Annotated in this window: 15 protein-coding genes; 6 read left to right on the top strand and 9 right to left on the bottom strand. The window is 42.5% G+C overall.

Going from position 1 to position 14013, the window contains the following annotated elements:
- Window positions 1–34: 34 nt before the first annotated feature.
- The 5 genes from MHI16_RS03900 to rfbF are packed head-to-tail and all read right to left on the bottom strand — an operon-like array spanning window position 35 to window position 4816.
- A complete protein-coding gene (locus MHI16_RS03900; RefSeq protein ID WP_061407060.1) occupies window positions 35–964 on the bottom strand; it encodes a putative nucleotide-diphospho-sugar transferase in 930 nt (309 codons plus the stop codon).
- Complete coding sequence (locus MHI16_RS03895; RefSeq protein ID WP_058015472.1) at window positions 965–2155, bottom strand: glycosyltransferase family 2 protein; 1191 nt, start codon at window positions 2153–2155, stop codon at window positions 965–967.
- Window positions 2152–3063, bottom strand: coding sequence for a putative nucleotide-diphospho-sugar transferase (locus tag MHI16_RS03890; RefSeq protein ID WP_058015473.1), 912 nt, complete (start codon window positions 3061–3063; stop codon window positions 2152–2154). Before MHI16_RS03890 ends, MHI16_RS03895 begins: the two co-directional genes overlap by 4 nt.
- Window positions 3064–3075: 12 nt before the next feature.
- The gene (locus MHI16_RS03885; RefSeq protein ID WP_058015571.1) at window positions 3076–4047 is read right to left on the bottom strand and encodes a GDP-mannose 4,6-dehydratase; all 972 of its coding nucleotides are present in this window, start codon (window positions 4045–4047) and stop codon (window positions 3076–3078) included.
- 4 nt (window positions 4048–4051) lie between these two features.
- Window positions 4052–4816: a glucose-1-phosphate cytidylyltransferase gene (gene rfbF, locus MHI16_RS03880; RefSeq protein ID WP_058015474.1), complete on the bottom strand. Its 765-nt coding sequence runs from the start codon at window positions 4814–4816 to the stop codon at window positions 4052–4054.
- Between the two features lie 354 nt (window positions 4817–5170).
- Between rfbF and MHI16_RS03875 the strand changes: the two genes are divergently transcribed.
- Both MHI16_RS03875 and MHI16_RS03870 read left to right on the top strand, forming a co-directional pair.
- The gene (locus MHI16_RS03875) at window positions 5171–5320 is read left to right on the top strand and encodes a DUF1540 domain-containing protein (protein ID WP_003213883.1); all 150 of its coding nucleotides are present in this window, start codon (window positions 5171–5173) and stop codon (window positions 5318–5320) included.
- A 198-nt stretch (window positions 5321–5518) separates the two neighbouring features.
- Complete coding sequence (locus MHI16_RS03870) at window positions 5519–6598, top strand: DUF3900 domain-containing protein (RefSeq protein ID WP_058015475.1); 1080 nt, start codon at window positions 5519–5521, stop codon at window positions 6596–6598.
- A gap of 64 nt (window positions 6599–6662) precedes the next feature.
- On the opposite strand, the gene MHI16_RS03865 is transcribed toward MHI16_RS03870, so the two are convergent.
- Window positions 6663–7862 (bottom strand): MFS transporter, encoded by a 1200-nt coding sequence (locus MHI16_RS03865; RefSeq protein ID WP_058015476.1) that lies wholly within the window; start codon window positions 7860–7862, stop codon window positions 6663–6665.
- A gap of 103 nt (window positions 7863–7965) precedes the next feature.
- Here MHI16_RS03865 and MHI16_RS03860 point away from each other — a divergent pair, with 103 nt between their 5' ends.
- Complete coding sequence (locus MHI16_RS03860) at window positions 7966–8874, top strand: LysR family transcriptional regulator (protein ID WP_058015477.1); 909 nt, start codon at window positions 7966–7968, stop codon at window positions 8872–8874.
- 33 nt (window positions 8875–8907) lie between these two features.
- Here MHI16_RS03860 and MHI16_RS03855 read toward each other — a convergent pair whose 3' ends face one another.
- A complete protein-coding gene (locus MHI16_RS03855) occupies window positions 8908–9387 on the bottom strand; it encodes a YbaK/EbsC family protein (RefSeq protein ID WP_058015478.1) in 480 nt (159 codons plus the stop codon).
- Between the two features lie 145 nt (window positions 9388–9532).
- Between MHI16_RS03855 and MHI16_RS03850 the strand changes: the two genes are divergently transcribed.
- Window positions 9533–10732 (top strand): MFS transporter, encoded by a 1200-nt coding sequence (locus MHI16_RS03850; RefSeq protein ID WP_058015479.1) that lies wholly within the window; start codon window positions 9533–9535, stop codon window positions 10730–10732.
- A gap of 17 nt (window positions 10733–10749) precedes the next feature.
- On the opposite strand, the gene MHI16_RS03845 is transcribed toward MHI16_RS03850, so the two are convergent.
- Window positions 10750–11481, bottom strand: a complete 732-nt coding sequence (locus tag MHI16_RS03845; protein WP_058015480.1) for a MurR/RpiR family transcriptional regulator — start codon at window positions 11479–11481, stop codon at window positions 10750–10752.
- Window positions 11482–11680: 199 nt separating this feature from the next.
- On the opposite strand from MHI16_RS03845, the gene MHI16_RS03840 reads away from it, so the two are divergent.
- Window positions 11681–13009: a 6-phospho-beta-glucosidase gene (locus MHI16_RS03840; RefSeq protein WP_058015481.1), complete on the top strand. Its 1329-nt coding sequence runs from the start codon at window positions 11681–11683 to the stop codon at window positions 13007–13009.
- A 32-nt stretch (window positions 13010–13041) separates the two neighbouring features.
- Here MHI16_RS03840 and MHI16_RS03835 read toward each other — a convergent pair whose 3' ends face one another.
- Window positions 13042–13689, bottom strand: a complete 648-nt coding sequence (locus MHI16_RS03835; RefSeq protein WP_058015572.1) for a DUF3885 domain-containing protein — start codon at window positions 13687–13689, stop codon at window positions 13042–13044.
- 113 nt (window positions 13690–13802) lie between these two features.
- Between MHI16_RS03835 and MHI16_RS03830 the strand changes: the two genes are divergently transcribed.
- Entirely contained in the window at window positions 13803–14003 is a 201-nt protein-coding gene (locus tag MHI16_RS03830) for a hypothetical protein (RefSeq protein ID WP_058015482.1), read from the top strand.
- Window positions 14004–14013 lie beyond the last annotated feature (10 nt).

The following is a 14013-nucleotide window of genomic DNA, read 5'->3' as shown; positions in this document are numbered from 1 at the left end:
AAGGAAAAAACCGCTCAGTGATTGAGCGGTTTTTTCATATCTCATAAAAATGCGTATCAGGAACGTGCTTCTTTGCAATAAACCCTTGCTGAAATTCTGGAAAGACCTTTTGCACCTGTTTAATTTTTTGATGAATTAAATCAGCATACGGAATATAGAGATGATCCACTAAATTTTGTTCTGTCATATAGTAATACCAATTCAGATTAAAGGTATTCTCATCAATGATCGTAAAGGCAGAAAAATGATAGAACAAGAGTGGACATTCGTCGAGATACATATCCCCTTTTACAACGGAAAGCTTGTAGTTTTCAATATTCCAAATCGCGGCATTGGCTCCTTTAGAGGTCACGACATGGACCCCTTCAAAATCATCGATCCATCTTTCAACATACCGCTGATCTCCGTACGTCTTATTTTTTGTATCCATTTCGACTGTACAGTGTGCAAGACAGTTTTCCTTCCATTGTGTGATCGCCTGTTTGGCAACGTCTGTGTTGCGGCAGCCGACAAATCCAGTATTAAAGCGGCCGGACAACTCATAAAAGTGATAGAACCGCTCAGAATTCATATGATCCGTCAAAAATAAATGAGCAAGGGGATTCTCAGCAAAAATCGCCTCTGGATCATGATAAAAATACAAATCCGTATCCAAATGGGCGAGATAATCTGCTTCTGAGGATTCAAAGATTTTGAGCAGGAAAGCTGGCTTTAACGTCCAGCAATACTCATGGAACGTCCGATCACCCTTTGCCTTTCGCAGCTTGGCATCTTCAATATCTTCAAGTTGTTCATATTGAACGTGCGGATGAGGAAATTCACTTAACACCTTGTAAGCCAAAGGGTCTGCACATAAAACCGACAGCTTGAATGAATGAGCGGTTTGTTCAAGCGAATGAATGAGCGCCAAAAGCTTAAAAACATGGGTATTCGACACAATGGTTGTAAAATGATAAGACGCCATCTACAACACATCCACTTGAAACAAATCAACGCGTAATAGCTCTTTCGTCAGCCCTTGAATGGCTTCTACAAGCACTGTGCAGCCATATTCGTGCCGTGCAAGCTGCGCTGCCTCTGACAGCTTTTTCAAAGGGACATGTCTAGCGGTTAGCTGATCTTTATTATCGCGTTTGACGCCCACATTCCGCTCTGTGATCAAATGAAGCAGCTCTAAAAAATAAGAGAGCAGACCATCGAATACTGGATTTTCACGCAGCTGCCGAACCTCTTTTACAATGTCATTTGTGACGGTGTGTGAAAACGGACCAGAGAAAGCCAGATGGACATCTATGGCATCAATATTGTTGTACTTCTCGCACATATACAAAATGTTATATTTGATGTCATCAAATGAAGTTAAATTACTTGGATGTTCCTGATGCACGCTCATGATATCCTCTCGCAATTCAAAGGAGAGACCAAGCTGATGCAGACGAATGCCTAAATCATAATCTTCAAACCCGTACCGAACGATATGTTCATCAAACATCCCGAGCGCGATGACATGCTTGCGTTTGACAGAGGAGTTATTCGTAATAAAAAATCGCCACGGCAGCTCATAAGAGCCTAAATCATAATTGTACGTGCGCAAAATGTCTTTGAGAATATCAATAAACTCAGACTGCAAATCAAAGCTTTTCTCTAGAAATGCACCATTCTCCACTTCTTGCATGGATAAAAGAGGCGTTTTATCTTTCATTTTCCGCTCATACAAGCCTTGTTTTTTCAATCGCTTGATATGATCCTTATCAAATGCTTCGTAAAAATAACGATAAATCCGCTTCCAGCATACACCACAAATGACAAGGTCCTCTTGATCAGCATGTGCCTCCGCATGCTTTTGAATAAATTGCGGCTCTGCCAGCATATCGCTGTCATGGAAGATCAGCAGGTCTCCCTCCGCCTCGCGAATGGCATGATTGCGACCCTTGGCAATCCCTTGATTCACAGGAATACGTACCTTTTTAAATGGGAAATTCACCTCAATGTTCTCCAGCATTTCCATCGTGCCGTCCGTTGACCCATTATCGGCGACAATGACCTCAAACGGAATATCCGTATCCTGAAGCGTTAAGGAAAAAAGACTCCCTTCTAAACGCTCCTTAGCGTTATAGCTCGGAATAATGACGCTTACCTTTGGCTTCTCATTCATGCGTCATCCTCCTCCAATTTGGCATAGCCGTTAAACAGCGGATCGACCTGCTCAACAGATTCAATCACATGGCGCAGCACGTTTCGATAGGCTTCTTGGAAAAACGGCAGATCATCTCTCCCCTTCTCATGAATTTGCTGCATCTCATCTTTGCTCGCGATGCGAAAGCCGCTGAAATGATAGCAAATGAGCGGATGCCCATCCTCCAGCAAAATCCGTCCATTTTCTTCCCGATAAGAATGCTGCCCATAGTTCCAATGACCAATATTCACGCCTTTTGTTTGAATATCTTCCACTTTTTCAAACAGCTTCGGCATATGATCGAGATATCCTTGATCGCCAAACTTGCCTTCGCCCGGCGCATTTTTGCATTCCTTCAAGCATTCTTCCTTCCACCAACTGAGGCATTTTCGGCCAGCTTCATCTCCTTTAAAATGCAGGAAGCCTGAGTTATAGCGGCCTAAAAGCTTCTGAAGCATCTTCACTTCCTCAGGATCGAAGCTCGGAATCACAATATCCCCTCTCGAAAGTAAAACAGAGGCATCCGGCTGATGTTGAAAAATCACTTGCGGGCTCTCATAAAAGAACAAATCCGCATCAAGGTAGGTTACGCCCTCTGCCTGCTCCTGTTCAAATAACCACTCAATCCACATCGGCTTTAACGTCCAGCAATATTCAGAGGCATCCCGTTCCTCTTTTTTCTCCAGCAGCTCCGGGGTTTCGAGCTCCCGTACATGAACGAGATCGACATGAGGAAAATTCATTTGATGAAGCAGATCAAATGCAGCATCATCCATACATAACGTCTTGATGACAGCATCATCTTCTACTTGCTTCAATGATAAGAAAAACGCAATGGCTTGATAAAGCCTTCCACTTGATAGAACCGTACAATATATGCTGTTCATCTACTTACACCTCTATTTTTGAAAGAATTCACGGTACCATTCAATCGTCTTCTCTAACCCTTCATCAATGGAGTAGTCGGGCTTCCAATCAAGCAGCTTTCTCGCCTTTTCTGCCGACAAATATTGATGCTTTATCTCATGCGTTCCTTGGTTTAAAATACGCGGCTTCAGTTCACTGCCCATTGCCTTTAAAATCTTATCCACGAGTTCAAGCACCGTCAGCTGAATTTCATTACTAAAGTTAAATGCTTCTCCAGCGAGCCCTTTTTCCTCCATCTTCTCAGCTAGCAGCAAATAAGCCTTAACCGCATCTTCAATGTAGAAATAATCACGAATAAAAGTCCCATCACTTCTAATTTCAGGCGCTTCTCCTTCCAGCACAAGCTGGATGGTTTGCGGAATGATTCTGTTGAAATTTAAATCCCCGCCTCCATATAAATTGCCGCAGCGTGTAATACAAACTGGAAGACCATATGTGTTGTAATACGTGTGAGAAATTAAATCTGCACAGCTCTTTGATACGTCGTACGGATGTTTCCCATTTAGCGGCATGTCTTCATCGTATGGAAGCTGCTCCTGATCGCCGTATGCTTTATCACTTGATGCCACGATAACTCGTTTGATCAGCGGCTGTCTTCTGCAAGCCTCCAGCACATTCCATGTCCCTAAAATATTCGCTTCAAATGTAGAAACAGGGTGTCTATTTGCAACCCCAACAATGGCCTGCGCCGCCAAATGGAAGACAGTATCAATTTCATATTCTCCTAACGCACGTTCAATCGTTTGCATATCCTCTAGTGCACCTTGCACCACATTCATCTTTTCAAATTGACTGCCTTGATATAAATTCGACCTTGGCACCTGATCACGCACAAGTCCAGTTACGTTTGCCCCTTGATTAATCAATTCCTTGACGAGATAGCTTCCCAATAGTCCTGTACATCCAGTCACAAATACTTTTTTCCCATTCCAAAATCCGCTCATGCCGTCACCAAACCTTCCATGGTTGTTTTCCATTTATCCACATGCCATTGATTTCCTTCAGGTTCTTGTACGTATCGATCGCTGTCCAAAATCCGTGATGCTCATAAACCGCAAGCTCTCCATCATTCGCCAAATTTTGAAGAGGTTCCGCTTCAAACACACATTGGTCATCGTCAGTCAAATAGTCAAATACCTTTGGAGACAACACAAAAAATCCTCCATTGATCATCCCGATACTGTCTGTCTTCTCAGAGAAGGATTGTGCCATCCCGTTATTTACCTTCAACGTCCCATACTGTGACTTCTTTTCAATTCCTGTGACAGTCGCAGCTGCCCCAAGCTCCTGATGACGCTTCAGCAGATGAAACATATTAATATTGGCAAGTCCATCACCATACGTCATCATGAATGTCTCATCCCCAATGTAGTCCTGTGTCTGCTTTAACCGTCCGCCTGTCATCGTATTCTCACCCGTATCTAAAAAGGTGATTTTCCAGTTCTCTGACTTTCCTAAGAGCTTCATGTCCCCTGTCGCCATATCCAGCTTCATGCTGTGATGCCGCCAGTCATAGTTCAGGAAATACTCTTTGATCTTCTCTCCTTTATATCCAAGCAATAAGATAAACTCATCTACTCCGTAATACTGATAGATTTTCATAATATGCCATAGAATAGGCCGATCTCCGATCATAGCAAGTGGTTTAGGAAGCGCTTGTGTGACCTCACTCATTCTCGTTCCCTTTCCTCCGCAGAGAATGACTGCTTTCATCTTCTCCCCTCATCTCTCTATGAAAATTTTTGATTGAAAACCTTATCTTTATGCGGAAAATCAGTACATGTACCCTCATACTTTGTCCGACATCAGGTTTTGAATCTACTCTATTCATATGTCGAAATGAGAGAGGGTGCCACCTAGCATTTAACTATTTTTACAAATAAAAAAGAGCGAGATTTGTATTCTCGCTCTTTCAAAGTTTAAATTGTATATTATCAGGGTAGATGGTATGATAAACATGTGCATCAACAGCACAAATAGCCTCTTTTTATTAAGAGACTACTAGATGAAATGAATTCAAGTGGCAGCTTGCTTCATTCTCAATATGAATCACGGAGGTGAATTCCCATGGCACAAAACGTACTTTGTGAAGTGAACTCTTGCCGTTTTTGGGCTGATAACAGCTGTACGGCTTCTACCATTAAAATTGGTAAAAACACAATGACTGATGTGACTCGCAATGCTGAAACTGATTGCGAAACATTTGAAACAAAATAAGTGGTTTTTCTGAGATGAAGGAACTGGCAGGTTCCTTCTTTTCTTTTATCATTCTATCAAGAATGATAATTATTATCAAGTGTTTTTCACTAAACATTTCTCGGGAAATAATGACACGATATTTCTCCATTCGTTGACGATTTTCACTCCTTTTTCTATACTCAACATATCCGAAGAAGAAAAAGTGGTGACCAATCAATGGATTTTACGATACGTTTTCTATCATTCTTTGTCGTAGAAATCGAAGGCAAAGATGAACAAGCAAATAAACGGTTTAAGCATTATCAAACATTAGATCAAGAGGAATTTGAACAAAGTGAGCTGAAGGACTTTTTAGATGGTGAGCTAAAAAAAATCGCCAAACGAAAAGTGGACAGACACCCTAAATCTGAACAAGTACCAACCAAAATTGGCCGATTCATTGTCGAACCTGGTCATGAACTAGATTCAAATCCAAACTACAATTTATTTCATCAGACGAGATTTGCCGATACAAAAGAAGTATTTAATGAATGCAGTGAACAGTTTGTTCGCACATATTTAGATACAAGTGCTGTCAGAGGCGGCGTTTTTTTAGTTGCGTCTGCCGTTCCTAAAAAGTACTTCGATGACTCCTTTGTCTTTATTATGAAATGCGATTTTGAACAGAAAGTCGCTTCTATCGCTGATACATCTACCTTGATCAAAAAAGTAGAAATGGCGATTACGACAAAAAATATGAAATCGATTCAATACCCGTTTATGCCAGAAGAGGGCATGACAGAGGAAGCTGAAGTGAAAATTCACCAATCCTCACACGCTCGTTATTTTGAGGACTTTCTGAAATTCGTCGAATACGGAGAATCTATGCCTGAAATCATGAAATCCCAGGTCATGAACATGGTGCAGGAACAAGTATTTGAAACATTACAGGATGAAAGTGAAGAATTAAAGCAGTTCGAAGAGGATCTTGAAATATGGGAAGCGAGTGAAAAGCGAGAAATTAGAGAAACACTCGATACAGAACAGGTCACACTAGCAGCTTCTCACATTGTGGAACAAACCCCTGACATCACAATGAAAATGCGTCTAGGTGAAACAGAAATCAAAGGACTTTTAGCCGACTTTGGCCACTCGATCCATATTGCAAAGGTCAACAATCGATATGTCGTGCTCGTTGAAGCAGACCAAATCGTCTTTGAAAAAGGAAGCACACCTGTTGAATTCCATAAACCAAATGGGTTAAAAGAGGTTGTCAGCCAGCTCACGCAAAAAGCCTACGATTCAGACTTAGAATAAGAGAATATGACTGCCTCCTGCGATCAGCTGCATGAGGCAGTTTTTTATATAGCGCTTTATTTTTTTACGCTGCACTAGAAGAAACATGCTGCCCGCCTCTTACCCACATGCTGACAAGCATGAAGCTTATGACGAGCATCAGCCAAAAAACGCTGTTTGTTCCGAAAAACTGAATCAATGTATACCCACACAAAGGTCCTAAAGCAGCCCCCATATCTTGAACAAAAGAATAGCTGGCGAGAAAGCGGTTCTTATCTGTTTGAGCAGAGGCTTTTTGAAAGGCAAGTGTATCGGTGAAGGTTGTGACAATCGTTGCCAGCAGCTGAAGCAAAAGCAGCATCAATAGGAACCAGCCGCTTACCTTCAGCATGACCCCAAGAAAACTGAGCCCTCCAAATGAAAGAAACATCCAGCATAGCATTCGTTCCTTCATCACAAGCCGATCAAACCATTTACCCGTTCTCGGTGCGACAAAGGGTTCCCATCCCCACCTGATTGCTTGAATCACACCGCTTAATGCCGAAGCTCCGATGACAAAGCCAAACAGAGTCAATTGATTTTGGTCGATCTTTGCTTCAATGACATGACTCAGCGTGGATGCGAATAAACCTTGGATGATCAGTGCGATCAGCATGCCTGTTATCAGTACTTTAACCACATCTCGTGTAAACCACTTCTGTTTGATGCCCTGATACACCTGCATGCCTTCTCTCTTTTCAATTTCATCCAACGATACATAAAAAATGCACCCCATCAATGTGAGTAAACCAAAGACTAGCGTCATGGACTGGAAGCCGATCAAGCTGGCAAAGATTCCGCCACATAACATGCCAAATAAACTGCCGAGCCGGTAAAGCCCATTATAAAGCCCCGTCAAATGTCCTTGTGTGCCTTCGTCCATTTCAGCCAAAACCCTCATCCCGCTCATACGGAGTAATGTCCAAGCAAGCCCCCATGCGCAGCGGCAGATCAATAGCAGCCAAAAGCCGCTCATCCCATATAATATCGTGGTCACTGACGCGATCAAAATCGCGATCAATACGCCTGTCTTCATTGGGATATATCGATAGAGCCACCATACGACAGGTGCTAGCGGGATACGAATGAATCGGTTAATGGACAGCAGTAACCCGACCTCCCAAATGGATGATAAACCAATCTCTTTCCAATAGACCGGGAGAACAATATAGAGCATTGAATCCCCAATAAGTGCAAATGCTGTGATGAGCGATATTGACACAACTTGCTTTTGACGACGATCCATTTTTTCTTCCCCCTTCGCTACCTTTACGATAAGGGATGCCTTATAATAAATCTAATGAATGTTTTTGATTGTTTTATCAAAATAATTGATAGGTGGTGCAAAGTTGAATTTACATGCCCTTCGGATTTTTGCAAAGGTCGCAGAGACAAAAAGCGTCACACAAACTGCAGATGCACTATCTTTAACACAGCCAGCTGTGACGGCTCAGCTTAGAAGCATTGAACGAGAGATCGGATTTCGCCTTTTTAAACGAAACGGCCGAGGCATTGCACTCACAGAAATGGGAAAGATGTTGCAACCTTATGCCCGGCAAGTGTTTGAGGCTGAAAAGGAAGTAGAATATCAGATCACGCTATTACAAAACGGGAAGAAGGGGCGCCTCCGCATCGCTTCTACCTACGTACCACTCAACTTTTTACTGCCTGATTGGCTGGCTGCATTTAAAACGTCAGCTCCACAGATAGAAATTGAATTAAAAAGCGGAAACTCCGCTCAAGTGATAGAGAGCCTGCTTCAATACAAATCAGATGTCGCCATCGCTGTAATTGAAGATTTGCATCATGAGGAGATCATTACCTCTCATTTGACGAATTTAAGCTATGATTTTATTGTGCCAGCAGACCATCCGTTGAACGGAAAAACCGTTCCGCTAGAGCGCCTGAGTCTAGAGCCTTTTTTGATGCGTGAAGAAGGCAGCTCCACAAGAGATAAGCTCTTTTCCCTGTTCACCTCGAAAGGAATAAAAAAACCAACTGTTGATTTACAATTCAGCGGTGTTCATGAAGCGATTCAAATGATCAAAGCTGGCTATGGAATCACGCTTGTTCCCCGTGATGCGGTTCAGGGCAGTCTCAAGCGGAAAGAGATTGGGCGAGTATATATCGAAGACATAGAAATCGTCAGACCTGTTGTGATCTGTAAACGGACGAATGACCTTGAAGAAAATAGAACCGTGGATGCCTTCCTGCAAATGAAGGGTATCGGTCCATTTAAGGAGCCGGCTGCAAATTAAAAAAGTGCCTGTATGAGAAACAGGCACTTTTTTCTATTCTGCTGGCTGCACGATGTCATACGGTACAGCCTTTGAGGCTTTCACTAATTGTTCTGGTGTGATCAGTATTTCATTTCCCCATTCACCTGCTCCAACACCTAATATTTCTTCCTCTAATAGCGAAGCTTCGATGATGGTGCGGAAACCTTCTGGCTGCCAGCAAAACGGCGGTATTGAACCAATTCGGTAGCCTGTCACTTCTAGAACCTTCTCTGGTGATGCCATTTTAATATTGCGGGAGCCAGCCGCTTTCTTTAGTTTCCCTGACTTAATATGCTGGTCTGCGCCAACCATCACAAGCAGCTGCTCCCCTTCCCCTGTTTCAAAAATCAATGTCTTAATCATTTGTCTTTCACGAAAACCAAGGGCAGCTGCTACATTTGCGGCTCCCTTCTCTGTTTCGGAAGAAAATGTTTTGATCTCATATGGGATGCCGTGCTGATTCAAGAATTCATGTGCTGGCAGTACTTTCATTGATTTGAACCCCTTTCCTTACGATGTCTTTCATTTAGCTTATCACAATCCTCTCATCCTTAAGATGTATTTTTCAATGAAAAGCATGTGGGTCCTTCTTCACCATGCTATACTGAACTTGTTTTTGGAAAGGAGCCGGTTGGATATGGGAAATCAGTTTTGGTGTTATACAGGCAGTAAAAGCCTTCTCATGCTAAGTGATATTCTATTTGTCATGACGATCACATTTGTGATCTATCAAGATACACAATCTGTTGCGTATGCGGCTTTATTTCCGTTAATAAGAACGCTGTGCCAGCTATTAGCTGGGCTCCTCTCTCCTGTGTTGGCAGATCACTTTCAAGCAGGCCGGCTGTTGAAATGGGTCCCGCTTTTACGTCTTGGGATGCTCATTGTCTTTACAGCCCAATTTCATTTCTTTCAGCAGCATATGGTTTGGCTATTTGTTGCACTCATTCTCATTTCCATCACAGGCGGATTCATTAGTCCTTTATTACAGGCCATCATGCCGATGCTTGTGCCAGAAAATCAGCTTGTGAAAGCAAACAGTACAGCTTCCATTTTTCAACAAACGGTTCAAATTGCCGGCTATTCGTTTACTGGAATGCTCGTTCTGTTCATTGGTCCCTTTTATTTAATGTGGATCACTTGTTTGATGATAGTGTTATCTTATTTGTTTTTCTTCCCTATATTTCCTCTTCTTCAGCAAGAAGAACCCGTTCGAAAAGTAAATAAAATGAACAGTTTCAAGGATGGCTGGACGATCATTTGGACAAACAAAACAATTCGTACCCTGACCTTTATGGATGTGTGTGAAAATATAGCAGGCGCTGTGTGGATCGGGGCGATTACGCTTGCCTTTGTCACACAAGATTTAAACAAAAGTGAGGATTGGTGGGGGTTTATCAATGCCGCCTATTATACCGGCGCCATTCTAGGCGGGCTCTTGGCGGCGTGGATAAGCCGGTTCATTCAAAAGCAGCTTCTTCTCTTTATGGCAGCTGGTTCATTCATTTATGCGGTGTTGACCATTGTCTACTCACTGAACAGCCTGCCGTGGCTTGCTTTGTTGCTTTGTATTTTAATGGGGCCTGCCTATCAAATTCGGGATGTTTCGCAGCAGACTATTCTTCAAACGGAAACGCCAGTCCGAGATTTATCAAAGGTGTACTCGGCTCATTACGTCCTTTCCTCTGTATCTGTCGGTTTATCTATTTTCTTTGTTGGATTGATTGCAGATGCATTCGGAGCGAGGACTGTGTATTTGCTGGGCGGTTTGTTTGTGCTCATCTGTTCCGGGATTGCCATCCTCTCTTTTATGAGGCAGAAAAAAAAGAGCGGCTGATTCATGCAGCGGCTCTTTTACTTTTCCTTTAACATTGCGAACATATCACGCGCCATCGCTTCTAAAATATACACAACGGGCGTCTGTGTCGTAATATTGGCTCTGTGAACCCGTTCGTCTGTCACGTAATAAGCAATGTTTAAATCTGAAATGCGTGAAATCGTGCAGTGCTGATTGTTTGTAATACTAATGATTTTGCTTCCTTCTCTTTTTAACTTCGAAATATGATCGATGGTAATACTGTTCTCCCCTGATACAGACAGCACAATGGTGACACTATTGTCTAAATACTGCATATTCATCGGGAAAAACGGATCATTGATGTAAAATGAAAATTTCTCAAGACTTGAAAAGTACCTCGCCCCATACTGCGCCAAAATACCAGAGCTGCCCGTGCCAATAAACAGCACATTTTTCGCATCGGCAATGAGCCTTGCTGCCTCTTTAATCTTCCCTTCAAAGTCCCCTTTTAGTGTGCGTTCAATAAATTCATATAGAAAGTGCTGGGTGCTTTTTAAAGTAGGTGTCCGCTCTGATTCTAAATACATTTTGAGTTTCACTTTAAACTCTGAAAAACCTTCACAATTCACTTTTCGGCAAAAGCGAAGGACAGACGAGGTGGAGATATGGGCAGCATCTGCTAAGTCCCGAATTCTCATATACACGACCTTTTCACTGTTTTCCATGATATATCGGTATAAAGCGCTTTCTAATTCATTAAAGCTGGAAATGACCTCACTTGAAAACATCTGACTTCCCCTTTCTCCAACAGCATGTCACAATGTGTTTCTTTTATGTAACAAATCTCTAAATAGGGCACCCTTGCCTAAAGACGCTGAAGTCATTTACGCACGAGATGCTCTCACGATAAGCTATAGATGTACAAACAAAAGAATTGGCTTTTCTCTATTATAACATTGCGCGTTACATTATTCGGAGGTGCAGCACATGGCAAAAGGATTAAAGGTTGTCACAATTGGCGGAGGATCAAGCTATACGCCAGAGCTTGTAGAAGGATTTATTAAACGGTACGATGAATTTCCGATTAGCGAGCTTTGGCTTGTCGATATTGAAGCAGGAAAAGAAAAGCTTGAAATCGTCGGAGATCTTGCCAAACGAATGGTGAAAAAAGCAGGACTTCCAATCGAGGTTCATTTAACATTAGATCGCCGAAAAGCGCTTGCGGGCGCTGATTTCGTCACAACACAATTCCGTGTCGGACTTCTTGAAGCACGTATGAAGGATGAACGCATTCCTTTAAAATATGATGTCATTGGTCAGGAAACGAATGGTCCAGGAGGTCTATTCAAAGGACTTCGTACCATTCCAGTGATTCTAGATATTGTCAAAGATATTGAAGAACTATGCCCAGATGCATGGCTTGTGAATTTCACCAACCCAGCTGGTATGGTCACAGAGGCCGTTCTTCGCTATTCAAACCATCGCAAAGTCGTTGGCTTATGCAACGTGCCAATCGGCATTCGCATGGGCATTGCCAAAGGACTTGATGTCGACGCAAGCAGAGTCGAGGTCAGCTTTGCTGGATTAAACCATATGGTCTTCGGACTCAACGTATTCTTAGATGGTAAAAGCATTATGGATCAAGTCATCGAAGACATGGCAGATCCAAACTCTACGATGTCGATGAACAACATTCAAGCCATTCCGTGGGATGCTGATTTCTTAAAAGGGCTTGGCGTGATTCCTTGTCCATATCACCGCTACTACTACAAAACAAGTGATATGCTGGCTGAAGAAAAGAAAGCAGCTGAGAATGAAGGAACTCGTGCAGAAGTCGTTCGTGCACTAGAAAATGACCTATTCGAGCTTTACAAAGACCCTGATCTTGATATCAAGCCGCCGCAGCTTGAAAAAAGAGGCGGTGCTTACTACAGTGATGCAGCGTGTAACTTGATTGCATCGATTTATAACGACAAGCATGACATTCAGCCTGTAAACACGATCAACAATGGTGCCATCAGTGATATTCCAAATGATTCTGCTGTAGAACTGAACTGCGTCATCACAAAAGACGGTCCTAAACCAATCGCTGTTGGCGAGATGCCAGTCGCAGTCAAAGGACTGATTTCTCAAATTAAATCCTTTGAACGTGTTGCCGCTGAAGCAGCCGTGACAGGAGATTACAACACAGCACTTGTCGCAATGACGATCAACCCGCTCGTCCCATCAGATGCGATTGCAAAAAGCATCCTCGATGAGATGCTAGAAGCACACAAAGAATATTTACCACAATTCTTCAATAAAGTAGAAGCATAAAACAGAACCGCACTTGTCAAAGTGCGGTTTTCTTATTTCTCTGTAAACAGCTGGTCCATCTGAGGGCGATCATAGTCTAATAGCCAGTGCTGCAAGCCCTCATAGACTGGCCGAAGACGCTCAGCATCTGCCGCAATAAGATCACAGCCTCGATCATCATATAAGTGGAAAATCATCTGTTTTGAGAGATTGATAAGATAAATTTCATAACCAAGCTTCCCGTTCAAAATTTGATTCGGTGCATAAAAGTCCTCTTGGCATATGGCTTGTAGAAGTGGGCGTACTCGGATATCTTGCAGCTGGCAAGTCAGTGTAAACCTCTCCAATGTCAGGGGCTCATCTAGATCTGATCTGACATAGGTCAAAAGCTCGTGACGCAATCGATTGCGTACTTGCCGGCGAACATATTTCTGATAAACTAGGAGCTTTTGCTTCGTTAATTCATGTTCATGCTGCGTATAGACATCCGTGACAAACAGAATATCGTCTTCTGGGTCAAAAGCATATCTGACAATTTTCAAAGCACGATCCCCTGCTTTTTCTAATACAACTGATTTTTCTCCTAATGACCAATCTGCCACTTCAAAGCGAAGTCCAAAAGACCACCCATAAAAAAGAGGCGGCGTGAGGACAAGATTAGGAAAATGACTTTTTAAAAAACTATTCGTTTGATCGCTCATGTCATGTCCTTCCATTGGTTTTATTTCTTATTTTACCGTTGAAATTGATGGAAATACAATTGGAAATAAACTGTCATTTTTTATATGATAGAAAGAGATGGAGGTGTGACCAATTGAAAAAATGGTTTTTACAGGTGTTCCTCACCGCATTGATCACTATGTGGATACAGGCTGGACTTGATCAGGCGAACATCATTCATACCACCAATGTATGGGTCGATGCCAGCAGCTGGATCCTGATCTTCTTTGTTATCTACGCACTTTTTGAATGGACAGCTCACGTCTTAGCAAAAAGGAAAACTGCTCATCGCTGAACATCTCTTT

Origin of the sequence: Bacillus sp. FSL K6-0923 (genome assembly GCF_038630825.1) — a bacterium.
In the GTDB taxonomy this organism is placed as follows: Bacteria; Bacillota; Bacilli; order Bacillales; family Bacillaceae; genus Bacillus; species Bacillus pumilus.
This window is presented reverse-complemented; position numbering and strand designations above follow the sequence as displayed.